Origin of the sequence: Roseovarius salincola (genome assembly GCF_026891095.1) — a bacterium.
Lineage (GTDB): Bacteria > Pseudomonadota > Alphaproteobacteria > Rhodobacterales > Rhodobacteraceae > Roseovarius > Roseovarius salincola.
This window is the reverse complement of record NZ_JAPTNL010000019.1, coordinates 33985-58838: the sequence shown is the minus strand read 5'-3', so window position 1 is coordinate 58838 and position 24854 is coordinate 33985. Positions and strand designations below refer to the sequence as shown.

At 64.4% G+C, this 24854-nt stretch carries 31 protein-coding genes; 22 read left to right on the top strand and 9 right to left on the bottom strand.

The annotated features are described in order from the left end of the window. Window positions 1-14: 14 nt before the first annotated feature. From N5A93_RS16780 to N5A93_RS16770, 3 genes are all read left to right on the top strand, one after another. Entirely contained in the window at window positions 15-230 is a 216-nt protein-coding gene (locus N5A93_RS16780) for a putative signal transducing protein (protein WP_268956255.1), read from the top strand. Then, window positions 223-993 (top strand): tRNA1(Val) (adenine(37)-N6)-methyltransferase, encoded by a 771-nt coding sequence (locus N5A93_RS16775; protein ID WP_268956254.1) that lies wholly within the window; start codon window positions 223-225, stop codon window positions 991-993. The genes N5A93_RS16780 and N5A93_RS16775 overlap by 8 nt, the downstream gene beginning before the upstream one ends. Before the next feature lie 113 nt (window positions 994-1106). Further along, complete coding sequence (locus N5A93_RS16770) at window positions 1107-1277, top strand: YdcH family protein (protein ID WP_085817355.1); 171 nt, start codon at window positions 1107-1109, stop codon at window positions 1275-1277. Between the two features lie 151 nt (window positions 1278-1428). Here the strand turns inward: N5A93_RS16770 and phbB are convergent, their stop codons facing one another. The 3 genes from phbB to N5A93_RS16755 all read right to left on the bottom strand — a co-directional run bounded on the left by phbB (window position 1429) and on the right by N5A93_RS16755 (window position 4470). Then, window positions 1429-2151 (bottom strand): acetoacetyl-CoA reductase, encoded by a 723-nt coding sequence (gene phbB, locus N5A93_RS16765; protein WP_268956253.1) that lies wholly within the window; start codon window positions 2149-2151, stop codon window positions 1429-1431. 170 nt (window positions 2152-2321) lie between these two features. After that, entirely contained in the window at window positions 2322-3497 is a 1176-nt protein-coding gene (locus N5A93_RS16760; RefSeq protein ID WP_268956252.1) for an acetyl-CoA C-acetyltransferase, read from the bottom strand. Between the two features lie 136 nt (window positions 3498-3633). Next, window positions 3634-4470, bottom strand: a complete 837-nt coding sequence (locus N5A93_RS16755) for an EAL domain-containing protein (protein ID WP_268956251.1) — start codon at window positions 4468-4470, stop codon at window positions 3634-3636. A 107-nt stretch (window positions 4471-4577) separates the two neighbouring features. Between N5A93_RS16755 and N5A93_RS16750 the strand changes: the two genes are divergently transcribed. The 5 genes from N5A93_RS16750 (at window position 4578) to N5A93_RS16730 (ending at window position 8488) form a co-directional block, all read left to right on the top strand. Further along, window positions 4578-5156, top strand: a complete 579-nt coding sequence (locus tag N5A93_RS16750; protein ID WP_268956250.1) for a DNA-3-methyladenine glycosylase I — start codon at window positions 4578-4580, stop codon at window positions 5154-5156. Window positions 5157-5292: 136 nt separating this feature from the next. After that, the gene (gene rlmN, locus N5A93_RS16745) at window positions 5293-6474 is read left to right on the top strand and encodes a dual-specificity RNA methyltransferase RlmN (RefSeq protein WP_268956249.1); all 1182 of its coding nucleotides are present in this window, start codon (window positions 5293-5295) and stop codon (window positions 6472-6474) included. Window positions 6475-6486: 12 nt separating this feature from the next. Continuing rightward, the gene (locus N5A93_RS16740) at window positions 6487-7461 is read left to right on the top strand and encodes an amidoligase family protein (protein ID WP_268956248.1); all 975 of its coding nucleotides are present in this window, start codon (window positions 6487-6489) and stop codon (window positions 7459-7461) included. Then, window positions 7458-8171 carry a gamma-glutamyl-gamma-aminobutyrate hydrolase family protein gene (locus N5A93_RS16735; protein ID WP_268956247.1) on the top strand — a complete coding sequence of 238 codons (714 nt, stop codon included), beginning with the start codon at window positions 7458-7460 and terminating at the stop codon, window positions 8169-8171. The genes N5A93_RS16740 and N5A93_RS16735 overlap by 4 nt, the downstream gene beginning before the upstream one ends. 116 nt (window positions 8172-8287) lie before the next feature. Further along, window positions 8288-8488, top strand: a complete 201-nt coding sequence (locus tag N5A93_RS16730; protein ID WP_268956246.1) for a hypothetical protein — start codon at window positions 8288-8290, stop codon at window positions 8486-8488. 72 nt (window positions 8489-8560) lie between these two features. On the opposite strand, the gene N5A93_RS16725 is transcribed toward N5A93_RS16730, so the two are convergent. Continuing rightward, window positions 8561-9385 carry an LOG family protein gene (locus N5A93_RS16725; protein WP_268956245.1) on the bottom strand — a complete coding sequence of 275 codons (825 nt, stop codon included), beginning with the start codon at window positions 9383-9385 and terminating at the stop codon, window positions 8561-8563. 178 nt (window positions 9386-9563) lie between these two features. On the opposite strand from N5A93_RS16725, the gene dapD reads away from it, so the two are divergent. The 10 genes from dapD to N5A93_RS16675 all read left to right on the top strand — a co-directional run bounded on the left by dapD (window position 9564) and on the right by N5A93_RS16675 (window position 17275). After that, window positions 9564-10391 (top strand): 2,3,4,5-tetrahydropyridine-2,6-dicarboxylate N-succinyltransferase, encoded by an 828-nt coding sequence (gene dapD, locus N5A93_RS16720; protein ID WP_268956244.1) that lies wholly within the window; start codon window positions 9564-9566, stop codon window positions 10389-10391. Between the two features lie 137 nt (window positions 10392-10528). Further along, window positions 10529-11092, top strand: coding sequence for a NifU family protein (locus N5A93_RS16715; RefSeq protein WP_268956243.1), 564 nt, complete (start codon window positions 10529-10531; stop codon window positions 11090-11092). Continuing rightward, window positions 11085-11672 (top strand): tRNA (adenosine(37)-N6)-threonylcarbamoyltransferase complex dimerization subunit type 1 TsaB, encoded by a 588-nt coding sequence (gene tsaB / locus N5A93_RS16710; RefSeq protein ID WP_372920725.1) that lies wholly within the window; start codon window positions 11085-11087, stop codon window positions 11670-11672. The genes N5A93_RS16715 and tsaB overlap by 8 nt, the downstream gene beginning before the upstream one ends. 13 nt (window positions 11673-11685) lie before the next feature. Next, window positions 11686-12132: a GNAT family N-acetyltransferase gene (locus N5A93_RS16705; protein ID WP_268956241.1), complete on the top strand. Its 447-nt coding sequence runs from the start codon at window positions 11686-11688 to the stop codon at window positions 12130-12132. Window positions 12133-12220: 88 nt separating this feature from the next. Then, window positions 12221-13138, top strand: coding sequence for a sulfite exporter TauE/SafE family protein (locus N5A93_RS16700; RefSeq protein WP_268956240.1), 918 nt, complete (start codon window positions 12221-12223; stop codon window positions 13136-13138). A gap of 1 nt (window position 13139) precedes the next feature. After that, window positions 13140-13898 (top strand): TIGR02186 family protein, encoded by a 759-nt coding sequence (locus tag N5A93_RS16695; protein WP_268956239.1) that lies wholly within the window; start codon window positions 13140-13142, stop codon window positions 13896-13898. Window positions 13899-13993: 95 nt separating this feature from the next. Continuing rightward, window positions 13994-14920, top strand: coding sequence for a branched-chain amino acid ABC transporter permease (locus N5A93_RS16690; RefSeq protein WP_268956238.1), 927 nt, complete (start codon window positions 13994-13996; stop codon window positions 14918-14920). Continuing rightward, the gene (locus N5A93_RS16685) at window positions 14917-15864 is read left to right on the top strand and encodes a branched-chain amino acid ABC transporter permease (RefSeq protein WP_268956237.1); all 948 of its coding nucleotides are present in this window, start codon (window positions 14917-14919) and stop codon (window positions 15862-15864) included. The genes N5A93_RS16690 and N5A93_RS16685 overlap by 4 nt, the downstream gene beginning before the upstream one ends. Beyond that, window positions 15861-16580: an ABC transporter ATP-binding protein gene (locus tag N5A93_RS16680; protein WP_268956236.1), complete on the top strand. Its 720-nt coding sequence runs from the start codon at window positions 15861-15863 to the stop codon at window positions 16578-16580. Before N5A93_RS16685 ends, N5A93_RS16680 begins: the two co-directional genes overlap by 4 nt. Beyond that, on the top strand, window positions 16580-17275 hold the full coding sequence (locus N5A93_RS16675) for an ABC transporter ATP-binding protein (protein WP_268956235.1): 696 nt from the start codon (window positions 16580-16582) through the stop codon (window positions 17273-17275). Before N5A93_RS16680 ends, N5A93_RS16675 begins: the two co-directional genes overlap by 1 nt. Window positions 17276-17294: 19 nt before the next feature. On the opposite strand, the gene N5A93_RS16670 is transcribed toward N5A93_RS16675, so the two are convergent. Continuing rightward, a complete protein-coding gene (locus N5A93_RS16670) occupies window positions 17295-18197 on the bottom strand; it encodes a DMT family transporter (protein WP_268956234.1) in 903 nt (300 codons plus the stop codon). 59 nt (window positions 18198-18256) lie between these two features. Further along, complete coding sequence (locus tag N5A93_RS16665; protein WP_268956233.1) at window positions 18257-18817, bottom strand: DUF2585 family protein; 561 nt, start codon at window positions 18815-18817, stop codon at window positions 18257-18259. 120 nt (window positions 18818-18937) lie between these two features. Between N5A93_RS16665 and N5A93_RS16660 the strand changes: the two genes are divergently transcribed. The 3 genes from N5A93_RS16660 to parE all read left to right on the top strand — a co-directional run bounded on the left by N5A93_RS16660 (window position 18938) and on the right by parE (window position 22698). Further along, window positions 18938-19708, top strand: coding sequence for an aldolase/citrate lyase family protein (locus N5A93_RS16660; RefSeq protein WP_268956232.1), 771 nt, complete (start codon window positions 18938-18940; stop codon window positions 19706-19708). Next, window positions 19701-20651 carry a glucokinase gene (locus N5A93_RS16655; RefSeq protein WP_268956231.1) on the top strand — a complete coding sequence of 317 codons (951 nt, stop codon included), beginning with the start codon at window positions 19701-19703 and terminating at the stop codon, window positions 20649-20651. Before N5A93_RS16660 ends, N5A93_RS16655 begins: the two co-directional genes overlap by 8 nt. An 88-nt stretch (window positions 20652-20739) precedes the next feature. After that, complete coding sequence (parE, locus tag N5A93_RS16650; RefSeq protein ID WP_268956230.1) at window positions 20740-22698, top strand: DNA topoisomerase IV subunit B; 1959 nt, start codon at window positions 20740-20742, stop codon at window positions 22696-22698. Between the two features lie 172 nt (window positions 22699-22870). On the opposite strand, the gene N5A93_RS16645 is transcribed toward parE, so the two are convergent. Then, on the bottom strand, window positions 22871-23062 hold the full coding sequence (locus N5A93_RS16645) for a hypothetical protein (protein ID WP_268956229.1): 192 nt from the start codon (window positions 23060-23062) through the stop codon (window positions 22871-22873). Next, window positions 23059-23337 (bottom strand): hypothetical protein, encoded by a 279-nt coding sequence (locus N5A93_RS16640; RefSeq protein ID WP_268956228.1) that lies wholly within the window; start codon window positions 23335-23337, stop codon window positions 23059-23061. Before N5A93_RS16640 ends, N5A93_RS16645 begins: the two co-directional genes overlap by 4 nt. A 424-nt stretch (window positions 23338-23761) precedes the next feature. Between N5A93_RS16640 and N5A93_RS16635 the strand changes: the two genes are divergently transcribed. Continuing rightward, window positions 23762-24439 carry a hypothetical protein gene (locus N5A93_RS16635; protein WP_268956227.1) on the top strand — a complete coding sequence of 226 codons (678 nt, stop codon included), beginning with the start codon at window positions 23762-23764 and terminating at the stop codon, window positions 24437-24439. A 7-nt stretch (window positions 24440-24446) separates the two neighbouring features. Here N5A93_RS16635 and N5A93_RS16630 read toward each other — a convergent pair whose 3' ends face one another. Continuing rightward, window positions 24447-24851 (bottom strand): c-type cytochrome, encoded by a 405-nt coding sequence (locus N5A93_RS16630; RefSeq protein WP_268956226.1) that lies wholly within the window; start codon window positions 24849-24851, stop codon window positions 24447-24449. Window positions 24852-24854 lie beyond the last annotated feature (3 nt).

Genomic DNA, 24854 nt, shown 5'->3' with positions numbered 1-24854 from the left:
CTTAAGTCATCCCCATGAAACAGTTGCTCAGCACCAACGATCCCACGGCCATCGCTTTTGCCCGCGCCTTGCTTCAGGGCGAGGGTATAGACTGCTTTGAAATGGACGTAAACATGAGCATTCTCGAAGGCTCTATAGGGGTTTTGCCCCGCCGCCTGATGGTCGCCACGCGCGATTACGACCACGCCCGCACGGCGCTGGTTGATAACGGGTTCGACCTCGATGGCTGAGGGCTGGCCCGAGGACCGGCTGAGCACCGACGCGTTTCTTGGCGGCAAGCTGCGGATTCTTCAGCCACGCGATGGCTACCGCGCCGGGATCGATCCGGTTCTTCTGGCGGCCAGCATACCGGCGCGGGCGGGCGACAGGGTGCTTGATCTGGGCTGTGGCGCGGGGGTCGCGGCGCTTTGTCTGGCGCGGCGGATCGAGGGCGTGCGCCTGACCGGGCTTGAACTGCAACCGGATTACGCCGATCTGGCCCGGCGCAACGCCAGCGCGAACAGGATCGAAATGCAGGTCGAAACCGGTGACCTGACCGACATGCCCGCCGCACTGCGCGAACAGCAATTCGACCATGTCATCTCCAACCCGCCCTATTTCGACCGCCGCGCCAGCACGGCCGCCCGCGACACCGGGCGAGAGATCGCCCTGGGCGAGGGCACGCCGCTGGCGGACTGGGTCAAGGCGGCGGCCAAACGCACCGCGCCGAAGGGTCACGCAACCTTCATCCAGCGCACGGCGCGCCTGCCCGATCTGCTGATGGCCATGGCGCGCCACTTTGGCAGCCTCGAGGTTCTGCCGCTGATTCCCCGCCCCGGTCGCGCCGCGCGGCTGGTGCTGGTCCGCGGGCGCAAGGGTGGTCGGGCGGATTTCAGGCTGCATGACGGCTGGGTGCTTCACAATGGCGCATCACATGACGGTGATCGGGAAAACTACAACACAGCAACGGCTTGCATCCTTCGCTCGGGCGCGGCGCTGCCATTTCCTGTCTGAGTTGAATCAAATTGACCCTGCAAAATTCAGCTTATGCTGCCGATGCAGCGTGACAGTTTCATGAAACTGTGCTGCACTCGTGATGTTCAACATAACCGCAGAGGAGAATGCCAATGAGCTTGAGTTCGCATGTCGAGGAACTGAAGAAGAAACACAGGGCACTCTCAGATCGCGTCGAAGAGGTGCAACGCGCACCCGGCGTCAGCAATCTGGAGATTGCGGAACTCAAGAAACAGAAGCTTCGGATCAAGGAAGAGATCGAACGCTTGTCGATGGACGCCTGACGCGCGTCCAATACTGAACTGCCGGCAGGCTGACGGCCTGTCCGGGTTCCGCCGCGGCAAAAAGCGGTGACTTGGTGGGAAAAATGGGCCGGTCGCAGATGCGTCCGGCCCTGTTGTTTTTCTTGGCGCCGCGCTGCGCCTGCGTCGCAGGTCAGACGAAGAACTGACCGCCGTTGGCGGTGATCGTCGAACCATTGATGAACCCGGAATCGTCCGAGGTCAGGAACGTCACGCAGCGCGCGATCTCATCGGGTTCGCCCAGCCGCCCGGTGGGAATCATGCCGATGATGGCTTCGCGCACCTTCTCGGGCACGGCCATGACCATTTCGGTGGCGATGTAGCCCGGGCAGACGGCGTTAGCGGTGATGCCCTTGGCCGCACCTTCCTGAGCCAGCGATTTGACGATGCCCAGATCGCCCGCCTTGGTGGCGGCATAGTTGACCTGCCCGAACTGGCCCTTCTGACCGTTGATCGAGCTGATGACCACGATTCGCCCGAAGCCGCGTTCGCGCATGCCGGGCCAGACGGGGTGGATGGTGTTGAACACGCCGGTCAGGTTGGTGTCGATCACCTCCTGCCACTGTTCGGGGCTCATCTTGTGGAAGGGCGCATCGCGGGTGATCCCCGCATTGGCGACGACGATGTCGATGGGGCCCAGATCCTCCTCGACCTTGGCGATACCGGCCTTGCTGTCCTCGTAGCTGCCGACATTCCATTTGTAGGTCTTGATTCCCGTTTCCTCGGTGAACTTGGCGGCGGCCTCATCATTTCCGGCATAGGTGGCCGCAACCGTGTGGCCTTCGGCCTTGAGCGCCTTGGAAATCGCCGCGCCGATACCGCGCGATCCGCCGGTGACGAGTGCTGTTCTTGCCATGTTATCCTCCAATCTGGCTAAACGTATTGGTAACTCTGTTACTATTTCGACAGGGCTTGCGCAATAATATTGCTTCATCAATTTGCCGCATCGCGGCGATTTTCCCGCCCCTCATGGAAAAGGGCGCCAGATCAAGCGCCCTTTCCTGTTTTCCGGCAATGCGCCCCCGCTCAATCGCGCTCGACACACATGGCAACGCCCATGCCCCCGCCGATACACAGCGTGGCAAGGCCCTTCTTGGCGCCGCGCCGCTTCATCTCGAACAGCAGCGTATTCAGCACCCGGCAGCCCGACGCCCCGATCGGGTGGCCGATGGCGATGGCGCCGCCGTTCACGTTCACGATCGAGGGGTCCCAGCCCATGTCCTTGTTCACGGCACAGGCCTGCGCGGCAAAGGCTTCGTTGGCCTCGACCAGTTCCAGATCGGCAACGGTCCAGCCCGCCTTGTCCAGCGCCTTGCGGCTGGCATGGATCGGGCCGACGCCCATGATCGACGGGTCCAGACCCGCCGTGGCATAAGACACGATCCGCGCCAGCGGTTCGATGCCGCGCTTCTCGGCGGCGTCGGCGCTCATCAGCAAGGTTGCGGCCGCACCGTCATTGATACCGCTGGCATTGGCCGCCGTGACCGAGCCATCCTTCGCGAAGGCCGGGCGCAGCTTTTGCATGTTCTCGATCACCGCGCCGTGGCGGATATATTCATCCTTGTCGACCACGATGTCGCCCTTGCGGGTCTTGACGGTAAAGGCGATCACCTCGTCGTCGAACCTGCCCGCGTTCTGCGCCGCCTCGGCCTTGTTCTGGCTGGCAACCGCGAATTCGTCCTGCTGTTCGCGGCTTATCTGCCATTTCTCGGCGACGTTCTCGGCGGTCTGGCCCATGTGATAGCCGTTGAAAGCATCCCAAAGACCGTCGCGGATCATCGTGTCGATATACATCATGTCGCCCATCTTGTGCCCGGCGCGCAGATGCGCGGCATGAGGGCTGAGCGTCATGTTTTCCTGGCCACCGGCGCAGACGATATCGGCATCGCCCAGCTGGATGTGCTGCGCGCCAAGCGCCACGGCCCGCAGGCCCGAACCACAAACCTGGTTGATGCTCCAGGCGGCGCTTTCGATAGGCAGACCGGCATTGACATGCGCCTGGCGTGCCGGGTTCTGGCCCTGCGCGGCGGTCAGCACCTGTCCGAGGATGGTTTCCGAAACTTCCCCCTTTTCGATCCCGGCGCGTTCCACCACCGCCTCAAGGACGGCGGCGCCAAGATCATGGGCCGGGGTATTGGCGAATGCGCCACCGAATGATCCCACAGCCGTGCGGGCCGCGGATGCGATTACTACATTGGTCATATGTGTCCTCCACCAGACGTCTATTCGGTCGGAGGTGCGCCTGAAATTGCGTCCAGACACGATCTCGGATTCCCCCGCCTATCCCGGCTGTCATACCGCACTCGCCGCATTGCGGCAACGGCCCGGATGTCACATGTCAGCCGGCGGCATGTTCCGGCGTGGCGTCCAGCCAGGGGGGATTCACCGTCGGCGCCCCGAAATAATAGCCCTGCAGGCAGTTGATCCCTTGCGCCGCCAGGTAATCGGCATCCCGCGCCGTTTCGACGCTTTCGGCGACAGTCAGCATGTCGAACTGGGTCGCGATCGCGCTGAGCGCCGAGGTCAGGACCTGGTTGTCGGCGCTGTCTGCGATGCCGCGGATGAACTGCCCGTCGATCTTGACGATGTCGAAATAGAAATCCTTGAGATAACGGAAGGACGTGAACCCGGCGCCGAAATCGTCCAGCGCAAAGCTCACGCCCCTGCATTGCAATTTCTTCATGAAACCGGTCACCAGTTCGGGCACCAGCATGGCCGAGCTTTCGGTGACTTCCAGGATCAGCCGTTCGCCCAGGGTGGGCTGATCATCGAGCCGGTCATTCAGAATCCGCATCCAGCGTGGATATCCGATCGAGCGGGCCGACATGTTCAGCGACAAGCGCAGATCGGGTTGACGCTTCAGCGTATCCAGCCCGTATTCGAGGGCGAGACAGTCAATCCGCCGTCCGGTTTCCGTGGCCTCCACCACCTCGATGAAGTCCCGCGCCGGGATGATGCGGCCGGTCTCGTCCAGCACGCGGATCAGCCCCTCGTAAAAGGCCGGGCTGTCCGGGCTGCGGGCAGGCACCACGGGCTGAAAGGCCAGCATCACCTCGTTGTGATCGACGGCCTGCCGGACCATGTCCGTCACGGACCGGTCACGCGACGTGACGGCATAGTTCAGCGCCGTGTCGTGCCCGGCCGGAATATCGGCCCAATTTCCATCCTGGCCCATGCACACCTCCTGATCATTCGGTTCACAGGCTGGCGCGCAAGGGCTAAGGAACGTTTAAGCGTGCATGCTCATTTTGCGCGCCACGGCGGATGCAGGGGAGGAACGAGATGGGTGAAAGATGCGGTTGGGTCGGGGCAGATCCGCTTTACGAGGCCTATCACGACACCGAATGGGGCGTGCCCGAATATGACAGCCGCGCGCTGTGGGAAAAGCTGATACTCGACGGGTTTCAGGCCGGGCTGAGCTGGATCACGATACTGCGAAAGCGCGAGAATTTTCGCATTGCTTTCCAGGGGTTTGACCCAGATGTGATCGCCGGATGGGACGCGCCCGAGGTCGAGCGATTACTGGCTGATCCGGGCATCGTGCGCCATCGCGGCAAGATCGAGGCGACCATCGGAAATGCCCGTGTCTGGCAGCGGATCGAGGCGGAACAGGGCTTTGATTCCTACCTTTGGGACCATGTCGGGGGGACCCCGGTTCAGAACCGCTGGACCAGTCTGAAGGAGGTGCCGACAGAGACCGAAATCTCCAGACGAATTTCAAAGGATTTGCGCAAAATGGGGTTCAAGTTCTGCGGGCCGACCATTGTCTATGCCTTCATGCAGGCGGTGGGGATGGTGAACGATCACCTGACTACCTGCCCCTGCCATGACAAGGTGGCGCGCCTTTCGCCGCGACGCTGAAACCGGCATCTGTTTCATGTCGGTATCGCGCCGCTCTTCTTGCGGTGCGCCCCGGCATGCAGGGAATGTTTTGGAATCGCCGCGCATATCCTATATGGAGGCCCATCTGACCCCATTTGAACCCACACGCGAGACCATGACCCAAACCGCTCCGATCACCCAGGACGTGATGACGATCCCCCGCAAACAGGCCGAGGGGCCGATCAACCTTGTCGGTCTGACGCGCGAGCGGATGCGCGAGGCGCTGATCGCGCATGGCACGCCCGAAAAGCAGGCCAAGATGCGGGTCAACCAGATCTGGCAGTGGATCTACCAGTGGGGCGTGCGCGACTTCGATTCGATGACCAACCTGAGCAAGACCTACCGCAAGGAGCTGGCCGGCCATTTCGTGATCGAAATCCCCGAGATGGTCAGCAAGCAGGTCAGCGCCGACGGCACCCGCAAGTATCTCGCGCGGATCGCCGGGGGGCACGAGGTCGAGGTGGTCTATATCCCCGAAACCGACCGTGGCACGCTGTGCATCTCCAGCCAGGTTGGCTGCACCCTGACCTGTTCCTTCTGCCACACCGGCACCCAGAAACTGGTGCGCAACCTTCATGCCGGCGAGATCATCGGCCAGGTGATGATGGCGCGCGACGATCTGGGCGAATGGCCCCGCCCCGGCGAAGGCGCGGGCGAACGCCCCCGCCTGCTGTCCAATATCGTGCTGATGGGCATGGGCGAGCCGCTCTACAATTTCGACAATGTGCGCGACGCGATGAAGATCGCGATGGATGGCGAGGGAATCAGCCTCAGCCGCCGCCGCATCACCCTGTCGACCAGCGGCGTTGTCCCCGAGATCGCCAAGACCGCCGAGGAAATCGGCTGCATGCTGGCGGTCAGCTTTCACGCGACCACCGACGCGGTGCGCGACAAGCTGGTGCCGATCAATAAGAAGTGGAACATCGCCACGCTGCTGGACGCGCTGCGCGCCTATCCCAAGGCCAGCAATTCCGAGCGCATCACCTTTGAATACGTGATGCTGAAGGACGTGAACGACAGCGACGAGGACGCCCGCCGCCTTGTGCAGCTGATCAAGGGCATTCCGGCCAAGATCAACCTGATCCCGTTCAACGAATGGCCCGGCGCGCCGCATGAGCGCAGCGACTGGGACCGTATCCAGGCCTTTGCCGATATCGTCTACAAGGCCGGTTACGCCAGCCCCATCCGCACCCCGCGCGGCGAGGATATCATGGCCGCCTGCGGGCAGCTCAAATCGGCGACCGAGCGCGCGCGCAAATCCCGCCGGCAGATCGAATCCGAGGCCGGGCTTGGCTGAGGCGGCAGCCCGATGACCGCGCCGCGTTTCACCCCCCTTCCCCGGCCCGATAATGCCAAGGGCGCGCCGCGCAAGATCGGCGTGGAAATCGAGCTGGGCGGGCTGGACGAGGGCGAAGTCGCGCGGATTTGCGCCGAGGTTCTCGGCGGGCGGGCCGAACAGGGCGACGGGACGCTCTGGATCGTCCATGACACAAGGATCGGCCGGATCGAGGTCTATCTCGACACGTCGCTGCGCAAGGCGGCCCGCAGCAAGCTGCGCGATCTGGCGCTGGATCTCGGACGCGAGGTGATCCCGGTCGAAATCGTGACCGCGCCGCTGGACATGGCCGGGCTCGAGGAATTGCACGCCCTGACCGCCGCCTTGCGCCGCGCGGGCGCTCTTGGCAGCGGCGCAGGCTGGGTGTTCGGCTTCGGAATGCATCTCAATATCGAGATCGCTTCGCGCCGCAACGCCGACATCCTGCGCCCGCTTCTGGCCTATGCGCTGATCGAGGACTGGCTGCGCCATGCCGGGCCGATCGACGAATCGCGCCGCCTGCTGCCCTTCACCGACCCTTATCCCACAAGCTTCGTGCGCGCGCTGCTGGGCCTTGGGATGGATGCATCGCTGCGCGAGGTGATCGCGGTCTATCTTGAACATACGCCATCGCGCAATCGCGGGCTCGATATGCTGCCGATCTTCGCGCATCTCGCACCCGGATCAGTCAAAGACACCCTGAGCGGATCCGTATCGGCGCGCCCCGCCTTTCATTTCCGCCTGCCCGATTGCCTGATCGACGAGCCCGGCTGGTCCATCGCGCACGAATGGGAGCGCTGGGTCACCGTCGAGCGGATCGCAGAAGATGAACGCCTGCTGACGCGGCTCGGCGCGGCGTGGCTGGACGATCACGGGATGGTGACGTTTTCGCGCGCCAGCTGGGCGGAGCGCTGCGGCGCGCTGCTGCATCAGGCCGGGCTGGACATGCCGGAACCTGAACACCGATGAGCCGCCCGCGTATCGGAGTCACCACGTCACGCCGCTCGGGATGGCGCATCTTTCCGCTGATGGCTTTGAATGTCTGGATGGCGGGGGGCTGCGCCCTGCGATGGGTCGATGGGTCGGATGCGCGGGCCGATGACGTGGACGGGTTGATCATCGGCGGGGGCGATGACATCTCGCCCGACCTCTACGGCGGCCAGTTGGTCAGTTCGGCGCGGCTGGATCCGGGGCGCGATGCGCTGGAACGCCGTCTGGTGCATGATGCCTTCGATCTGGACAAGCCCGTTCTGGGGATCTGCCGGGGCAGCCAGATGCTGAACGTGGCGCTTGGCGGGACGCTGCATCAGGATGCCTATGACGCCTATCGCGACAGCGACCCGCATCGCACGATCCTGCCGCGCAAGACCGTACTGATCACACCCGGCACGCGACTGGCAAAGCTGGCGGGCGACGCGCCGATGAAGGTGAATGCGCTGCATTCCCAGGCGGTCGATACATTGGGCGACGGGCTGCGCGTCGCGGCGCGCGACCGGGGCGGCATGATCCAGGCCATCGAGCGCCTGCACGACCCTTTCGCCATCGGCGTTCAGTGGCACCCCGAGCACCTGTTCTACGCGCGCCGCCAGCAGGGGTTGTTCCGCGCACTGGTCGCGGCGGCCAAGGCACGCCAGACGTATCGCGGCCAGTTGGAACAAGTGGACAACGCCGATATTTGACAGCGGCCCGCATCGCGCCGCGATGAAACCCCTGGCTTGCCGCATTTCCGAACGATTGTCGCCACGCCGCGATTCTATCCGTTGTTTCACCGATAACTGTTTTGAGGCTGGAAACGATGAAACAATATACGAGTGAATCGGAAACGGAGATCCTGAACCTGCTCCTGCGCGAGCGCAGCATGGCGGTTTCCGAACGCGAATGGCAACATCGCCTGCGTGGCTATGGCTATGCCATCAAGGATACGACCGAAGGCCGAATCGTGACCTCGCTGGTCCGGGGCAGCCTTCTGTGTTCTTTGCCGGCCCACGCGGCCTGACACACGATATCACATGATCCGCCGGGCCGGGCGGTGCGCCCCGTGTGGCGCCGCCCGGCGGGTGATCGCAGGTCAGCAGGCCTGATCGTCATACCAGGCGTCGATAATCTCCATCGCCTGTTGCGCGGTCTCGACAAAGCTGAACAGCTCCAGATCCTCGGGGCTGATCGTGCCGGCGTCCGCCAGCGCATCCCAGTTGATGATCTTGCGCCAGAAGTCCTCGCCGAACAGCAGGAATGGTACCTTGTTCATGCGATCCGTCTGGATCAGCGTCAGGGCCTCGAACATCTCGTCAAGGGTGCCGAACCCGCCGGGAAAGACGCATATCGCCTTGGCGCGCATCAGGAAATGCATCTTGCGGATGCCGAAATAGTGAAAATTGAAGCACAGGCCCGGCGTCACGTATTCGTTCGGGGCCTGTTCATGGGGCAGCACGATATTGAGCCCGATCGACGCGCCCCCGGCATCGTCCGCGCCGCGGTTGCCCGCCTCCATCACGCCGGGGCCGCCACCGGTGGCCACCACCAGCTCGCGCCCATAGCTGGCCATTGATTTCATCGTCACCAGCCGCGCGAATTCGCGCGCCTCGTCATAGAACCGCGACAGGTCCGCAAGGGTCTCGGTGCGGGCCGTATCGCGCTTGTCGGGTTCGGGGATGCGGGCACCGCCGAACAGCACCACGGTGCTTTCGATGCTGCGCTCGTTGAGGATCAACTCGGGTTTGAGCAGCTCGAGCTGAAGGCGCACGGGACGCAATTCGTCGCGCAGCATGAAATCCGGGTCGGCAAAGGCCAGCCGATAGGCCGGAGCGCGGGTCTGGGGGGTGTCGGGCACCTGTTCGGCGCTGCTGCGGTCGGTATGGGCGTCGCGGAACTGGCTGTGACGGTCGTCATCCATGTCGGGCGGTCCTTGTCTGCATGTTCGCTTCAGGCGTAGCCGGTTCGCGCGGCCAAGTGAAGCCATCTGCGCCATATCCGGCCTTGGATCGGGCGCTGTTTGACTTATTGCGCCGGGCGGTTGTGGAACGTATAGGTCATGCCCCAAGAGACAGAACCAGATTGACGGAGAGAAGCCGATGTCGAACGCCCAACTTGAGCAAGCGATCGAAGCCGCCTGGGAGGCGCGCGACACCATTACCCCGTCCACCGGCGGCGAGACCCGCGAGGCGATCGAGACCACCCTCGAGGCGCTGGACAGCGGCAAGCTGCGCGTGGCCGAGCGACAGGAGAACGGCGACTGGCACGTCAACCAATGGGCCAAGAAGGCGGTTCTGCTGGGCTTTCGCATCAAGGACATGGAAATCCAGCCCGGCGGCCCGCAGGGCGGCGGCTGGTGGGACAAGGTGGACAGCAAGTTCAAGGGCTGGGGCGACGATCAATGGCGCGACGCGGGCTTTCGCGCGGTGCCCAACTGCATCGTGCGCAAATCCGCCTTCATCGCGCCGGGTGTCGTGCTGATGCCCAGTTTCGTGAACCTTGGCGCCTATGTGGACGAAGGTTCGATGGTCGATACCTGGGCCACCGTGGGCAGCTGCGCGCAGATCGGCAAGAACGTGCATCTTTCGGGCGGCGTCGGGATCGGCGGCGTGCTCGAACCGATGCAGGCCGGCCCCACCATCATCGAGGACAACTGCTTTATCGGCGCGCGTTCCGAGGTGGTCGAGGGCTGCATCGTGCGCGAGGGCTCGGTGCTGGGCATGGGCGTCTATATCGGCAAATCCACCAAGATCGTGGACCGCGAAACCGGCGAGGTCTTCATCGGCGAGGTGCCGCCCTATTCGGTGGTGGTGTCCGGCTCGATGCCCACCAAGAACAACCTGAACCTCTATTGCGCGGTGATCGTCAAGCGTGTGGACGCCCAGACACGCTCGAAAACCGCGATCAACGAATTGCTGCGCGACTGACCCGCACAAGACCACCGCGCGCGGCGTCTGAGAGGGCGCGCGCGGTGGCTTCGGGTCCAGTTTAGAATCGTTCCAAACCTTGACAGCCGGGCCATGCGCGCGCATATCGTAAGGCATCCACTGGAAAGGCCCGACCCATGTTCATTCAGACCGAGTCCACCCCGAACCCCGCGACGCTGAAATTCCTTCCCGGCCAGACCGTTCTCGAAGCGGGCACGGCGGATTTCGCAAGTGCCGAGGCGACCGATAATTCGCCGCTGGCCAAACGCATCTTCGGTGTGCAGGGCGTGACCGGCGTGTTCTTCGGCAATGATTTCGTGACCGTGACCAAGTCCGAGGGCGCGGAGTGGGATCACATGAAACCCGCCATCCTGGGCGCGATCATGGAGCATTTCCAATCCGGCACCCCAGTCATGACCGGTGATGCCGACGCCTCCTCCGGCCATGCCGACCACGAGGGCGAGGATTCCGAGATCGTCGGCCAGATCAAGGAGCTGCTGGACACCCGCGTGCGCCCCGCCGTGGCGCAGGATGGTGGCGACATCACCTTCCACGGCTTCGAGCGCGGCGTCGTCTATCTGCACATGCAGGGCGCCTGCGCGGGCTGCCCGTCCTCGACCATCACGCTGAAGATGGGGATCGAGAACCTGCTGCGCCACTACATCCCCGAAGTGACCGAGGTGCGCCCCGTTGGTGTCTGACGGCGCGCTGACACTGGCACTCGATACATCGGCCGCGCATTGCGCGGCCGCTTTGCTGTCTGGCGAGAGGCTGCTGGACGCCCGCGCCGAAGAAATGGGCCGCGGTCAGGCCGAACGGCTGATTCCGCTGATCGAAGAGATGCTGGCGGATGCGGGCGTGACATGGCGCGATCTGGGCCGGATCGGCGTCGGGGTCGGTCCGGGCAACTTCACCGGTATCAGGATCTCGGTATCGGCGGCGCGCGGTCTGGCGCTGGCGCTGGAGATCCCGGCCATCGGCGTGTCGGGTTTCGATGCGATCTCGCATGGCGCGACCGGCATGCACCTGCCGGTCCTGCCCGCACCGCGCGGAATGCTCTATGTCAAGCCCAAGGGCGGCGCCGCGCGGCTCATGCAGCCCGACGAGGCCGCCGCCACCGGCCTTGCGCTCGCCCAACTGCCCCCACCTGCCGACCTGGCCGAGGCGATCGCGCGGGTGGCCGCAGGCACACCGACCCCGGCACCCGCACCCGCACCGCTTTATGTGAAACCGGCGGATGCCGCCCCCTCGCGGGATGCGCCGCCGGTCATGCTGGACTGACATGGCACACGCCATGACGCCCGCCGTGATGGCCGCCCTGCATGGCCGCGCCTTTCTTGGGCAGGGCCGTGGCTGGAGCGAAGCCGAATTCGCGGATCTGCTCGACAGCCCGCATGTCTTTGCCGTCGGGGATTCGCGCGCCTTTGCCCTCGGGCGGGTGATCGCGGACGAGGCCGAGCTTCTGACCCTCGCCACCGCCCCCGAGAGCTTGCGTCAGGGATTGGGGCGCGCCGCGCTTGTCGCCTATGAAACGCAAGCCATGGCGCGGGGCGCGCAAACATCGTTCCTGGAGGTCGCGGCCGACAACAACGCGGCGCGCGCGCTTTATGAAATGGCGGGATATCACGAGGCCGCGCGGCGCACAGGATACTACCGGCGCGACGCAAACGCCGTGGATGCGCTGATCCTGCGCCGCTGTCTGGTCGCGACCCCGCAACAAGCCAGAAAATCCAAAAGATAAGTCCAGTTTACAGAAATTGATCGGGCCTGACGGCTCTCTGCGCACCTGATCCCTTGCAATGAAACGAGAACTGCGTCTAGGAACAGCCATGCAAATCTATCTGCCCATAGCCGAGGTGTCGGTCAACGCCTTCCTCCTTCTGGGGCTGGGCGGCATGGTGGGCGTTCTTTCGGGCATGTTCGGCGTTGGCGGGGGCTTCCTCATGACCCCGCTCCTGTTCTTCATCGGCATCCCGCCCGCCGTGGCCGTCGCCACCGAGGCCAACCAGATCGTCGCCTCATCCTTTTCGGGGGTCCTGGCGCATCTGCGGCGCAAGACGGTCGATCTCAGGATGGGCACGGTGTTGCTTGTGGGCGGCCTGATCGGCGCGGCGTTTGGCGTCATCCTGTTCAACTACCTGAAATCCCTGGGTCAGGTCGATCTGCTGGTGCGGCTCTGTTACGTCGTCTTTCTTGGCGTGATCGGCGGCATGATGTTCTTTGAAAGCCTGCGCGCGATCCGCCAGACCCGTTCGGGCAAGGTGATCCCGAAGCGCAAGAAGCACAACTGGATCCACGGGCTGCCGCTCAAGATGCGGTTTCGCACCTCGGGGCTTTATATCAGCGTGATTCCCCCGGTCCTGGTCGGGGTCGCGGTGGGCATCCTGGCCGCTATCATGGGCGTCGGCGGCGGCTTCATCATGGTCCCGGCGATGATCTATCTGCTGGGGATGCCGACAAAGGTGGTCGTGGGCACGTCGCTCTTTCAGATCATCTTCGTGACCGCCTTCACCACGATGCTGCACGCGACCACCAACTACACCGTCGATATCGTTCTGGCGGTGCTGCTTCTGGTGGGCGGCGTGATCGGCGCACAGGTCGGCACACAGATCGGCACGCGGATGAAGGCCGAACAGCTGCGCATCCTGCTGGCGCTGATGGTGCTGGTCGTGTGCTTCAAGCTGGCGCTCGACCTTCTGTTGCAGCCTTCCGAGCTTTACTCCATCGCCGCGCCCGGAGGGCATTGAGATGCTGCGGCTCGCGCTCCTGATCGCCCTGCTGGCGCTGCCGCTCAAGGCCGAAGAGGTCGTCATGGGCCTGTCGCGCGACCAGGTGCGCATCAATACCACCTTCGAGGGCTCCGAGATTCTCGTGTTCGGCGCGGTCAAGCGCGAAGCCCCCATCCCCGAGGAACCGCTCGACGTGATCGTGACCATTGCCGGGCCGTCCAAACCCCTGACCGTGCGGCGCAAGGAACGGGTTCTGGGGATCTGGGTGAATACCGACTCGGTCGGGATCGACTCGGCCCCGAGCTTTTATGCAGTGGCGACCAGCCAGCCGCTTGCCAACGTTCTGTCCAATGTCGAGGATCTGCGCCACAGGATTTCGATCAACAGTGCGATCCGTTCGGTCGGTGCGCCCGCTGAAATCGAGGATTCGCAGGCCTTCACCGATGCGCTGATCCGCATCCGCATGCGTCAGAACGCCTATCAGGTTCTCGAAGGCGCGGTGTCGCTGGAGGAACAGACCCTGTTCCGCGTCGGATTCGAGCTGCCCGCAAACCTGACAGAGGGCGAATACCGCACCCGCATCTTCCTCACGCGCGGCGGCAAGGTCGTGTCGCAGTTCGAGACCGGAATCGACGTGCGCAAGGTGGGACTCGAACGCTGGCTTTTCACCATGTCGCGTGAACAGGCGATGCTTTACGGGCTGATGTCGCTGGCCATCGCCATCGTGGCGGGCTGGGGCGCCTCGGCAGTGTTCCGGATGATGCGTCAGGGCGGCTGACAGTGCGGCACCGCGCATGACAGCGGGGGCAAAACATCACATCACGGGCCATTTCGCTTGCTCTGCGCGACGTGCCGGGGCATCCCTTGGCCGTCATGGAACTTGGACCCTACATCCTTTTGGCCTCGCTCGAAGGGGCGGTGACGGCGGCGGTGCTGGCGCTGACAGCGGTCGGGCTGGCGCTGGTGTTCGGCGTCATGCGGGTTGTCAATATCGCGCATGGCGAGTTCTTCATGCTGGGCGCGGTGATCGCCTGGTGGGTGGCACAGACGGTCGGGGGACATCCTGCCATCGGCTTCGCGGCCGCGCTGGTGATCGCGCCGCTGGCAGTGGGAGGGATCGCCGCCGCCGCCGACATGACCATTCTCAAGCGGCTGAATTACGACCCTGAACGCACCATCGTCGCCACGATCGGGCTGCTCTACATCCTCCAGCAACTGACCCTGATGACCTACGGCCCCGAGGCCCGCCCGGTCGAAGCGCCGTTCAATCAGCGCATCGCCCTGCCCTGGATCGAACATGGCGAATCCGGCTGGCAGGTGATCTGGCCCTGGGGCCTTGGGACCACGAGCTACAAGCTGGCGGTGATCGGCGCGGCTTGCGTGGTGCTGGCGGGGGTGTGGCTGATGATGGCGCGCTCCCGGCTGGGGCTGGTGATGCGCGCAACGCAAGCCGACCGCGACATGGCGCTGGCCTTCGGCATCCCGGTCGAACGCGTCTATGCGCTGGTCTTCGGCATGGGCGCGGCACTGGCGGCGCTGGCGGCGGTGCTGATCGTGCCGATCCAGCAGGCGCATTACCTGATGGGCGCCGACCCGCTGCTTCTGTCCTTCATCGTCGTGATCATCGGCGGGCTTGGCAGCCTGCCCGGCACCGTGCTGGCCGCCGTGCTGATCGGGCTGAGCGACGGGATCATCTCGGTCTTCTTCTCGCCGACGCTGGCCAAGATCATCGCCACGCTTCTGGTGGGGCTGGTGCTGGTCTTTCGCCCCGAGGGCCTCTTTGGGACGCGCCGCCGATGAGCCCCGAGACCCGGCGCATCCTTGCCCTGCATGGCGGGCTGCTCTTGCTTCTGCTGGGGCTGCAATTCGTGCTGCCCGCCTATCACCACGGCAACCTTGCGCGGATCATGGTGCTGGCCAGCTATGCGATCGGCTATAATATCCTGTTCGGCTACACGGGCCTTCTGAGCCTCGGGCACGCGCTGTTCTTCGCCGCCGGAATGTATGGCATGGCGCTGACCATTCAGTATGCCGGGTTCTCGCCTGCCCCGGCGCTGCTGGCGGGGCTTCTGGCGGGGCTCGTGGTCTCGGCGGGGCTGGCGATGCTGGCGCTGCGCACCACCGGCGTCGCCTTCATGATCGTGACCCTGATGTTCGCGCAGGCGGGCTATCTCTCGATCCTCTATTTCGGCGAATACACCCGCGGCGACGAGGGCTTCGTGATCCAGACCGCGCGGCGCATGCTCTGGGGGATCGACCTCAGCGATCCGACCAACCGCTATCTTGCGGCGCTCCTTTTGTTCTCGGTCTGCCTCGCCCTCAGCCTGTGGCTGGTGCGCGCGCCCTTCGGGCGGGTGCTGGTGGCGATCCGCGAAAACGAGGAACGCGTGCAAATGCTGGGCTATGACACCCACGCCCACAAGCTGGGCGCGATGATCGTCTCGGGCACGATCTCGGCACTGGCGGGGGCGGTCTACGGGCTGCTCTTCGGCTATGCGGGCGCCAGCTTCGCCAGCGTGCAATATTCCATCTTCCCGCTGCTCTGGGTGCTTCTGGGGGGCGCGGGCACGGTTCTCGGGCCATTCCTCGGCACGCTCTTCATGTTCTACCTCATCGATCTCAGCTCGGGGCTGACCACCGCCTACATGCTGATCGCGGGCGTGGCGCTGGTGGTGCTGACGCTGTTCGCACCGCAAGGGCTGGCCGGAGAGCTGCGCCGCAGGCTCTGGGGATGGCTGCCATGAGCGGCGCGCCGCTTCTGTCCACGCGCGGCCTCTCGAAGCATTTCGACGGCCTGCAGGCGGTGCGCGATGTCGATCTCGATCTGGCACCGGGCGAGGCGCGCGCGCTGATCGGCCCCAACGGCGCAGGCAAGACGACGCTGGTGGGCATGATCTGCGGGCGCATCACACCTTCGGCTGGCCGGGTGATGTTCGACGGGGCCGACATTACCCCCCTGCCCGCGCATGAACGCATCGGGCTTGGCATGGCCTATACGTTCCAGATCACCTCGGTCTTTCACGCTCTGCCGGTGCGCGAAAACCTCGCCCTTGCGGCCCGCCGCCGCCTCAAGGGCGCGGCGGTGCAAGACGCCGTTGAGCGCGCCCTTGCCCGTGTCGGCCTGCCCCGGGACATTGGCGGACAGGCGGCAGGCAACCTCAGCTACGGCCACCAGCGGCTTCTGGAACTGGCGATGGGGCTGGTGCAGGCGCCGCGCCTCCTGATCCTGGATGAGCCGACACAGGGGCTTTCGGACAGCGAGATCGACGGCTTCAAGGCGCTGATCGGCGAATTGAAGGGGGCGACAACCATCCTTCTGATCGAACATAACATGAGCGTGGTGATGGACGTGGCCGACCGTATCACGGTCCTCGATGGCGGCACCGTGCTGGCCGACGGCACACCAGCGGAGATCCACGAAAACGCCGCCGTTCAGGCCGCCTATCTGGGGACGGGATGATGCTGGAACTCGATGCAATCAGCGCGGGCTATGGCAAGGCGCAGGTGCTGCGCGACTTTTCCCTCAGCGTCGGCGCGGGCGAGATCGTCTGCCTTCTGGGGCGCAACGGCGCGGGCAAGACCACCTGCATGAAAGCGATCATGGGGCTGTTGCCGCTGATGTCGGGCCGCGTCCTCCTGGACGGCCAAGAGGTCAGCGCCCTGCCCGCCCATCACGTCCCGCGCGCCGGGATCGGCTATATCCCGCAGGGGCGGCGGCTGTTTGCCGGACTGAGCGTGGCGCAGAACCTGGAAATCGGCCTGCAGGCGCGCGGCTCGGGGCGCGACACGCTGGAGGAGGTGCTGGAGCTGTTCCCCCGCCTTCGCGAACGGATTAACCAGCGCGCCGAGACCCTCTCGGGGGGCGAGCAACAGATGCTTTCGACCGCCCGCGCGCTGTGCCTGCGCCCCAAGGCACTGCTGCTCGACGAGCCGACCGAAGGGCTGCAACCCTCCATGATCGAGGCGATCCGCCAGGTCATCGCCAGGATGCGCACCGCCGGTGTCGCCGTGCTTCTGGTGGAACAGCGCGTCGATGCGGTGCTGTCGCTGGCCGACCGGGTGGCGTTCCTTGAAAACGGGCGCGGCGGTGCGGTGATGGACGCCGAGGACCTGCGCGCCGATCATTCCATCGTGGATCGCTATATCGGGGTCTGACTGTCGCTTCGCGCCTGGGTCACTCGACCGGCGGACCGACCCTTGGCTGGGGGACGTTGCGCATCCGCCGCCGGTAGCGCAGCACCCAGAGGTTCGATACGAACAGCACACCGATCACCACCGCACCCCCGGCCAATGCCCATGGTCCGGGGTCTTCGCCGATAACCGCCCAGACCAGAAGCGGCGCAAGCACCGATTCCAGCAGGATCAACAGCGCCACCTCGGCCGATGCAATATAGCGCGGCCCGAGGGTCAGAAGACAGGTCGACACGGTAATGAACGCGCCATGCCCCAGCACCAGGTGCCATTGGTCGGGCAACACGACACCCGGATCGGCAAAGGGCCAGACCACCAGCGCCGAACCGATATAGGCCAGCGGAATCGCCGGAATCATCGACGTGGCGCGCACCTTGCGCACCGCCGTCATGGCCGCCGCGAAACTGGCCGAGACGCAGAGCGCCACCAGATCGCCCTGCCATGACGCGCCCTCGGTCTCGCCCGAGCCCCAGGCGATGATCCCAAGGCCCACGAACACGCCCATCATCGTCAGAACCATGCGGCGGCTGATCGTCTCGCCCAGGAAAACCCGGCTGAAAATCGCTGCGAAAACCGGCATCGAGGCGATGATGAACACCACATTGGCCACGCTGGTCCATGTCACCGCCAGCACGAATCCCGGCGCCGTGGCGGCAATCAGGATCGTATAGATCAGCCCCGGCAGACCTGTCTTGGCGACCCCTCGGAAACCGCGCAGCCCCATCACGGCCACCACACCCACAAGGATGAATGACCCCGAGATCATCCCCCGCCAGAAAGTGACGGTGGGGGCCGAGGCGTCGATCAACCGGATGAAAAGCGAATCCGGCACCACGAACAGGACACCTATGGCGGTAATCAGAAGGCCTTTGACATGATCGTTCATGCTTTGGATCTGTGCGGCTTCCGGCCTCGAAAGTAAAGCCCGCGCAGCTATTCCATGCCTCAGCCCGCCGTCTGCCATTCCAGGATCGCGTCGATCGGCCAGAGCAGCATCAGCACATTGAGCGCCAGCCCGTCGCGGATCACGATGGTCGTCAGCACCTCGAAGCCGATCACCGTCGCGACGCACACCCAGACCGGCCAGCGCCGCGCCATCCAGAAGCCAAGGAACATCACCACGATGTCCGAGACCGAGTTCAGCACGCTGTCGCCGATATAATCCGACGATACTGTCGTCTCGCGGTAGTGCCGGATCACCGCGTCGGTATTCTCAAGCAGCTCCCAGCCGCATTCCACCGCCGTGGCGATCACCAGCCGCCAGCCGACCCCCATGCGCGGCACGATCAGCCACAAGGCCCAGTAGAACAGGATGCCATGCAGCAGGTGGCTCGGCGTATACCAGTCGGCCAGCTGCATATTGGCCTCCTCGCTGCCGACCGGCCCCCAGAAATCGACATATCCGCAAGGGCAGATTGGCGCGCGTCCCATGGCAAGCAACAGGGCGGCAGAGACCAGCACCATCAGGGCCGTGACAAGATAGGGCAGGCGCGCATCGGTTCTCATGCGGCGACAAAAGCACAGCGCCGGGCACCTGTCCATCTCTGCGCCGCCACGCCACCGCCAAGGGTTAACTCCTTGCCTGCGCGGAGTTATGGTCATCGCCAGTCAACAGGAGGATGTCCGATGCCCGCCCCCGAAAACCGCTTCAAATCCGCGCTCGCCTCGGGCCGGATGCTCTATGGGTGCTGGGCGGGTTTCGCCGACGCCTACGCCACCGAGGTCGTCGCCACCGCCGGGTTCGACTGGCTGGTGATCGACGGCGAGCACGCCCCCAACGACCTGCGCACCATCATGCAGCAGTTGCAGGTGCTCGAAGCCGGTCACAGCGCGCCGGTCGTGCGCCTGCCGATGGGCGAGGCCTGGGCCATCAAGCAGGTGCTCGACGCGGGCGCGCAGACGCTCCTGATCCCAATGGTCGAAAGCGCCGCGCAGGCCCGCGATCTGGTGCGCGCCACGCGTTACCCGCCCGACGGCATCCGCGGCTCGGGCGCGGCACTGGCGCGGGCGTCGCGCTTTGCGCAGATCCCGGATTACACCACCACCGCCAATGCGCAGATCTGCCTGCTGGTGCAGGTCGAGACCACGGCCGGGATCGACGCACTCGACGAGATCCTCGCGGTTGACGGGGTGGATGGCGTGTTCATCGGCCCTTCGGACCTCGGGGCCGACATGGGCTATCCCGGCGACAGCAATGCCGGGCCGGTGCGAGACACCATCCGCGACGCGCTGGCGCGCATCGCCGCATCCGACAAGGCGGCGGGAATCCTGGCCACCGATCATGACACCGCGCTGACCTATCGGGACTGGGGCGCGCAGTTCCTGGCGGTCGGGGTCGATGTGGTCCTGCTCGCGCAGGCCGCGCGCGCCCTGATGGCGCGCTGGCGCGATGACTGAACACCACCTGCTGGCGGATGTCGGCGGCACCAATGCCCGTGTCGGCCTGGCCGACGCGCGCGGCGTGCTGCCCGACACCGTGCGCTCCTACGAAAACGCCGGGTTCGGCGGGCTTGCGCCGCTGCTTGCGGCTTATCTGCGCGAAACGGAACCCGGCCCCATCGGCGCGCTCTGCGCCGGGGTGGCCGGGCCGGTGCGCGACGGTGACGCGCAGCTCACCAATCACGACTGGTTCATCGCCGCCGCCGATCTGAGCGCTGCCACCGGCGCGGCGCGGGTCCACCTGATCAACGATCTTCAGGCGCAGGGCTACGCGCTTGACGATGTGCCGCCCGCGGCGCTTACGCCGCTCTTTGACGGCGCGCCCCCGCCCCCCGACGCCACCCGCCTTGTCCTTGGCCTTGGCACCGGCTGCAATGTCGCCGTGGTCTACCGGAGCGGTAGGAACCTCTTCGTGCCGCCCGCCGAATCCGGCCACTCCGCCCTTCCGCATATGGCGGACCCGCAGGCCAACGCCCTGATCCGCCACCTTGGCGAAACCCACCCCCATTTCCCGGTCGAGGCGGCGCTTTCGGGTCCGGGGCTCATGCGCATTCACCGCTGGCTCGGGGGGGCCGCGCTCAGCTCGGCACAGATCGTGGCCGCGCATGAGCAGGGCACCGACCCGCGCGCCACCCGGGCGCTCACGCTGTTCACCACGATCCTCGGGGCGGTCGCGGGCAATCTCTGCCTGCATCATCTGCCGATGGGCGGGCTTTACCTGATCGGCGGCACGGCGCGCGCCATCGCGCCCCATCTTCGCGACCTCGGATTCGCGGCGCATTTCACCGCGCGCGGCCCCTATAGCGCGATCATGCGGGACATCCCCGTCACCCTGATCACGGACGACACCATCGCGCTGGCGGGCTGCGCGCGCCACCTCAGGCAATCGGCACGCGCATAGGCGGGCGCACACAGCCCACAGGCCCTTCCCCCGCCTTGCGCGCTCTGCCATAATGCACGCCAACCCATAAAACCAAGAGCAGAACCGCATGGCCGACGATCTTCTTTCAGCGACCGAACATTCGGATTACGATGCCTCCTCCATCGAGGTGCTCGAAGGGCTCGAACCCGTCCGCAAACGCCCCGGCATGTATATCGGCGGCACCGACGAACGCGCCCTGCACCACCTTGTCGCCGAGATCCTCGACAACTCGATGGACGAGGCCGTCGCGGGCCACGCCAACCGGATCGAAGTGGAACTGCACGCGGATTATTCGCTGACCGTGCGCGACAACGGGCGCGGCATTCCCATCGACCCGCACCCCAAGTTCCCCGGCAAATCCGCACTCGAAGTGATCCTCTGCACGCTGCATGCGGGCGGCAAGTTCAGCGGCAAGGCCTACGAGACATCGGGCGGCCTGCACGGGGTCGGCGCGTCGGTGGTCAACGCGTTGTCGGATTCCATGGTCGTGCAGGTCGCACGCAACAAGGAGCTTTACGAACAGCGCTTCTCGCGCGGCAAGCCGCTTGGCCCGATCGAAAAGATCGGCCAGGCCCCCAACCGGCGCGGCACCACCATCACCTTTCATCCCGACGCGGACATCTTCGGCGCGCACCGCTTCAAACCCGCGCGGATGTTCAACTCGATCCGCTCCAAGGCCTATCTCTTCAGCGGCGTCGAAATCCGCTGGAAATCGGCGATCGAGGATGGCGACACCCCGCTCGAGGCCACTTTCCACTTTCCCGGCGGGCTGTCGGATTTCCTCAAGGAAACGCTTAACGGCGCCTCGACCTATGCCGATAAACCCTTTGCCGGCACGGTCGAGTTCCAGGAACGCTTCTCCACCCCCGGCAAGGTCGAATGGGCGATCAACTGGACACCCGCGCGCGACGGCTTCCTGCAAAGCTATTGCAACACCGTGCCCACCCCCGAAGGCGGCACCCATGTGGCCGGGTTCTGGGCCGCCATCGTCAAGGGCATCAAGGCGTATGGCGAGCTTGTGAACAACAAGAAGGCCGCCAACATCACCCGCGATGACCTGATGACAGGCGGCTGCGCGCTGGTCTCCTGCTTCATCCGCGAACCCGAATTCGTCGGCCAGACCAAGGACCGGCTGGCCACCACCGAAGCCCAGAGGCTGGTGGAAAACGCCGTGCGCGACCATTTCGACAACTGGCTGGCAGCCGATACGAAATCGGCGGGCGCGATCCTCGATTTCCTCGTGCTGCGGGCCGAAGAACGCCTGCGCCGCCGCCAGGAAAAGGAAACCCAGCGCAAGACCGCGACCAAGAAACTGCGCCTGCCCGGCAAGCTGGTGGATTGCTCATCCAACGTGCGCGACGGCACCGAGCTGTTCATCGTCGAGGGCGACAGCGCCGGCGGCTCGGCCAAGATGGGCCGCGACCGCAAGACCCAGGCGCTTTTGCCCCTGCGCGGCAAGATCCTCAACGTGCTGGGGGCCGCCAGCTCGAAACTGGGTTCCAACCAGGAGATCAACGACCTTACCCAGGCGCTTGGCGTGGGGCTGGGCACGCGCTTCAATATCGACGATCTGCGCTATGACAAGATCATCATCATGACCGACGCCGATGTGGACGGCGCGCATATCGCCTCGCTTCTGATGACCTTCTTCTTCACGCAGATGCGCCCGATGATCGACGCGGGGCACCTGTATCTCGCCTGCCCGCCGCTTTACCGGCTGACGCAGGGCGCGAAACGGGTCTATTGCCTCGATCAGGCCGAGCGCGACGCCTGGATGGAAAAGGGCCTTGGCGGCAAGGGCAAGATCGACGTCTCGCGCTTCAAGGGTCTTGGCGAGATGGACGCCAAGGACCTGAAGGAAACCACCATGGACCCGAAAACCCGCAAGCTCATCCGCGTCACCATCGACGAGGACGAACCGGGTGAAACCGGCGATCTGGTCGAGCGGCTGATGGGGAAAAAGCCGGAACTGCGGTTCCAGTATATTTCGGAAAATGCACGCTTCGTGGAGGAGTTGGATGTTTGAGGGGCTCTAGCCTCGCGTAGGGCGGGGTTCACCCCGCCACCTTTCGTTCTGCGCGACGAACAGATGCCATAAAGTCCCTCAACCGGAGGTCCATGAGCAGGGCCACCATCCAATACGCGTGCCTCTGAGATTCAATATATCTGGAGTTTGATCAGAACTGCGTTCGGCGCGTTCAGCGCTGCTTGCCGTTGTCTTCTTCATCGAGAGACCAAGCCACGGCCAGCCGCGCCTCGCTATTGGCACGGGTCACCGAGGCACGGATCACGTCGAAAAGGACATTGATTGGCGCAAAAAACATGTCGCGAGCAAATACAAATTCCGAGTCGAGTAACTGCCGGATTCGACGTATCTGACTCTTCTTCATCGATATTCTTTCCAGATTTCGACCATCAACTTGTATCCTGCCATCATAACGAGAAAAGTAAAGCATACCACATCTACCGCGAACAAACCATATTCCAGAAAGGTTAAGCCTTTTATAACCGGAGCCGGAACGACGTCAAAGGTGCTCAGCCATTTGACGAATTTTCCTATCAGCAGCGCTGCGATCCCGATCAGGACCAAAAAGAACAAACCCACGACAATATCCAGAAGGAACCTCAGCAGAAGAACCGCTGTTTTATACCAATCACCCGCCAAGCCGCACACCCCTTAACCATACTCTTGCGTATTCTCCGATCACTACACCTTAGGTATATCAAATCGCAAGCGTTTCACCCCTGCCAAGCGATCGCCAGAACACCCATCCGGTCCCATATGGCGGGGTGAATCCCGCCCTACCTCAACACCACCCAAACGCTATCAATCCGGTCCCGCTCCCCGTAGGGCGGGGTTCACCCCGCCCCCCTTTCCGTACCAAACCGCCCCCCAATCCGTACGCACCCCCACCGTTCGCCCCGTTAATCCCTGCCCTTACCGCGCCAAATACCGACGCGATACCGACGGGATACCGCCACGATACCGAAGGGGGTTTTCCCTTGTTAACCAACGCTTTGCCGCCGATTCGGGCCGGCGGGCCGGGTTTTCGCTGTGCGGGTCGTTCATCTCTTGGTAACGTCTGGCCATGCGCTGGCTCTGGCTTCTCGTTCCGCTCTTCCTTCTGTCCTGCGGTCGTCCCCTGACGCCGAGCGAGGAAGCCTTCGCCACGCGGATGCATGGCGAGAGCCTCGATACCAGCCGCATCCGCATCGTTGACGGCGCCCTGATCGGCAAGGTCAGCTATCCGCGCCCCACCCGGCCCCGCCTCACCTGCCGCGAGCGCATCGTCCCCGAGATCACGACACCCACCGTCACCGTGGCCCCCGCGGCGGTGGTGCTGCATAACCGGGTTTTCTTCTCAAATGATTGGTATGAAACGAATTTCATGCCCCGCTACCCGCAGTTCATGAGCCTCGTTCATGCGATGGTCTTCGCCCATGAGATGACCCATATCTGGCAATGGCAGAACCGCAAGGACACCGGTTATTCGCCGCTGCGCGCCATGCGCGAACACCGGCTGAGCGACGACCCCTACCTCTTTGATATCGCCACGAAGGCGGATTTCCTGGATTACGGGTATGAGCAGCAGGCCAGCATCGTCGAGGAATATGTCTGTTGCCAGACGCTCGACCCGGAGGCCCCGCGCACCGCGCGGCTGCGCGCACTTCTGGAAGGGGCCTTTCCGACGGCGGATCTGCCCCAGCCCGACAGCGTGCTGATCCCGTGGAAAGACGCGCAGATCAAGGGAATCTGCCGCCTTTAAGCCGTTGTTATTCCTGGATGCTTTCCAGATATGCCAGAAGCGCCGCCAATGGCCGCGGGGTCGGCGTCAGAACGCCGTCGCCCACATCCACCGGCACGGTTTCCCCCTCCAGCAGCAGGCCGAATTCCGGCATCTCCTGCCCCGGCAGGCCGGTGCGGTCATAGCCGTCGATGACGCTGAGCACACGGGCGCGCGGGAACTCTCCGCCCTGAGCAAGCGTCGTCAGGTCCGACGGAGCAGGGGTTTGCTGGGCGGCCCAGGGGCCATCGCCCTTGCCGGACACCCCGTGGCATTGCGCGCAGTTCTCGTTGAACAGCGCCCGCCCCTCGGCTGGCTCGGGCATCGAAGGCACCTTGGCACAGGCCACGGCCAGCCCAAGAAGTCCCAGTGAAATCAGTGCGATACGTTTCATGCC

Coding starts and splice junctions, on each gene's coding strand:
- N5A93_RS16715 (WP_268956243.1), top strand. CDS start 10,529: ATGTTCATTCAGACCGAGTCCACCCCGAACCCCGCGACGCTGAAATTC.
- N5A93_RS16780 (WP_268956255.1), top strand. CDS start 15: ATGAAACAGTTGCTCAGCACCAACGATCCCACGGCCATCGCTTTTGCC.
- N5A93_RS16660 (WP_268956232.1), top strand. CDS start 18,938: ATGCCCGCCCCCGAAAACCGCTTCAAATCCGCGCTCGCCTCGGGCCGG.
- N5A93_RS16635 (WP_268956227.1), top strand. CDS start 23,762: ATGCGCTGGCTCTGGCTTCTCGTTCCGCTCTTCCTTCTGTCCTGCGGT.
- N5A93_RS16695 (WP_268956239.1), top strand. CDS start 13,140: ATGCTGCGGCTCGCGCTCCTGATCGCCCTGCTGGCGCTGCCGCTCAAG.
- N5A93_RS16770 (WP_085817355.1), top strand. CDS start 1,107: ATGAGCTTGAGTTCGCATGTCGAGGAACTGAAGAAGAAACACAGGGCA.
- N5A93_RS16630 (WP_268956226.1), bottom strand. CDS start 24,851: ATGAAACGTATCGCACTGATTTCACTGGGACTTCTTGGGCTGGCCGTG.
- rlmN (WP_268956249.1), top strand. CDS start 5,293: ATGACCCAAACCGCTCCGATCACCCAGGACGTGATGACGATCCCCCGC.
- N5A93_RS16645 (WP_268956229.1), bottom strand. CDS start 23,062: ATGAAGAAGAGTCAGATACGTCGAATCCGGCAGTTACTCGACTCGGAA.
- N5A93_RS16755 (WP_268956251.1), bottom strand. CDS start 4,470: ATGGGCCAGGATGGAAATTGGGCCGATATTCCGGCCGGGCACGACACG.
- N5A93_RS16740 (WP_268956248.1), top strand. CDS start 6,487: ATGACCGCGCCGCGTTTCACCCCCCTTCCCCGGCCCGATAATGCCAAG.
- N5A93_RS16700 (WP_268956240.1), top strand. CDS start 12,221: ATGCAAATCTATCTGCCCATAGCCGAGGTGTCGGTCAACGCCTTCCTC.
- N5A93_RS16775 (WP_268956254.1), top strand. CDS start 223: ATGGCTGAGGGCTGGCCCGAGGACCGGCTGAGCACCGACGCGTTTCTT.
- N5A93_RS16725 (WP_268956245.1), bottom strand. CDS start 9,385: ATGGATGACGACCGTCACAGCCAGTTCCGCGACGCCCATACCGACCGC.
- N5A93_RS16665 (WP_268956233.1), bottom strand. CDS start 18,817: ATGAGAACCGATGCGCGCCTGCCCTATCTTGTCACGGCCCTGATGGTG.
- N5A93_RS16760 (WP_268956252.1), bottom strand. CDS start 3,497: ATGACCAATGTAGTAATCGCATCCGCGGCCCGCACGGCTGTGGGATCA.
- parE (WP_268956230.1), top strand. CDS start 20,740: ATGGCCGACGATCTTCTTTCAGCGACCGAACATTCGGATTACGATGCC.
- N5A93_RS16685 (WP_268956237.1), top strand. CDS start 14,917: ATGAGCCCCGAGACCCGGCGCATCCTTGCCCTGCATGGCGGGCTGCTC.
- N5A93_RS16655 (WP_268956231.1), top strand. CDS start 19,701: ATGACTGAACACCACCTGCTGGCGGATGTCGGCGGCACCAATGCCCGT.
- phbB (WP_268956253.1), bottom strand. CDS start 2,151: ATGGCAAGAACAGCACTCGTCACCGGCGGATCGCGCGGTATCGGCGCG.
- N5A93_RS16735 (WP_268956247.1), top strand. CDS start 7,458: ATGAGCCGCCCGCGTATCGGAGTCACCACGTCACGCCGCTCGGGATGG.
- N5A93_RS16690 (WP_268956238.1), top strand. CDS start 13,994: ATGGAACTTGGACCCTACATCCTTTTGGCCTCGCTCGAAGGGGCGGTG.
- N5A93_RS16680 (WP_268956236.1), top strand. CDS start 15,861: ATGAGCGGCGCGCCGCTTCTGTCCACGCGCGGCCTCTCGAAGCATTTC.
- dapD (WP_268956244.1), top strand. CDS start 9,564: ATGTCGAACGCCCAACTTGAGCAAGCGATCGAAGCCGCCTGGGAGGCG.
- N5A93_RS16730 (WP_268956246.1), top strand. CDS start 8,288: ATGAAACAATATACGAGTGAATCGGAAACGGAGATCCTGAACCTGCTC.
- N5A93_RS16750 (WP_268956250.1), top strand. CDS start 4,578: ATGGGTGAAAGATGCGGTTGGGTCGGGGCAGATCCGCTTTACGAGGCC.
- N5A93_RS16670 (WP_268956234.1), bottom strand. CDS start 18,197: ATGAACGATCATGTCAAAGGCCTTCTGATTACCGCCATAGGTGTCCTG.
- N5A93_RS16705 (WP_268956241.1), top strand. CDS start 11,686: ATGACGCCCGCCGTGATGGCCGCCCTGCATGGCCGCGCCTTTCTTGGG.
- N5A93_RS16675 (WP_268956235.1), top strand. CDS start 16,580: ATGCTGGAACTCGATGCAATCAGCGCGGGCTATGGCAAGGCGCAGGTG.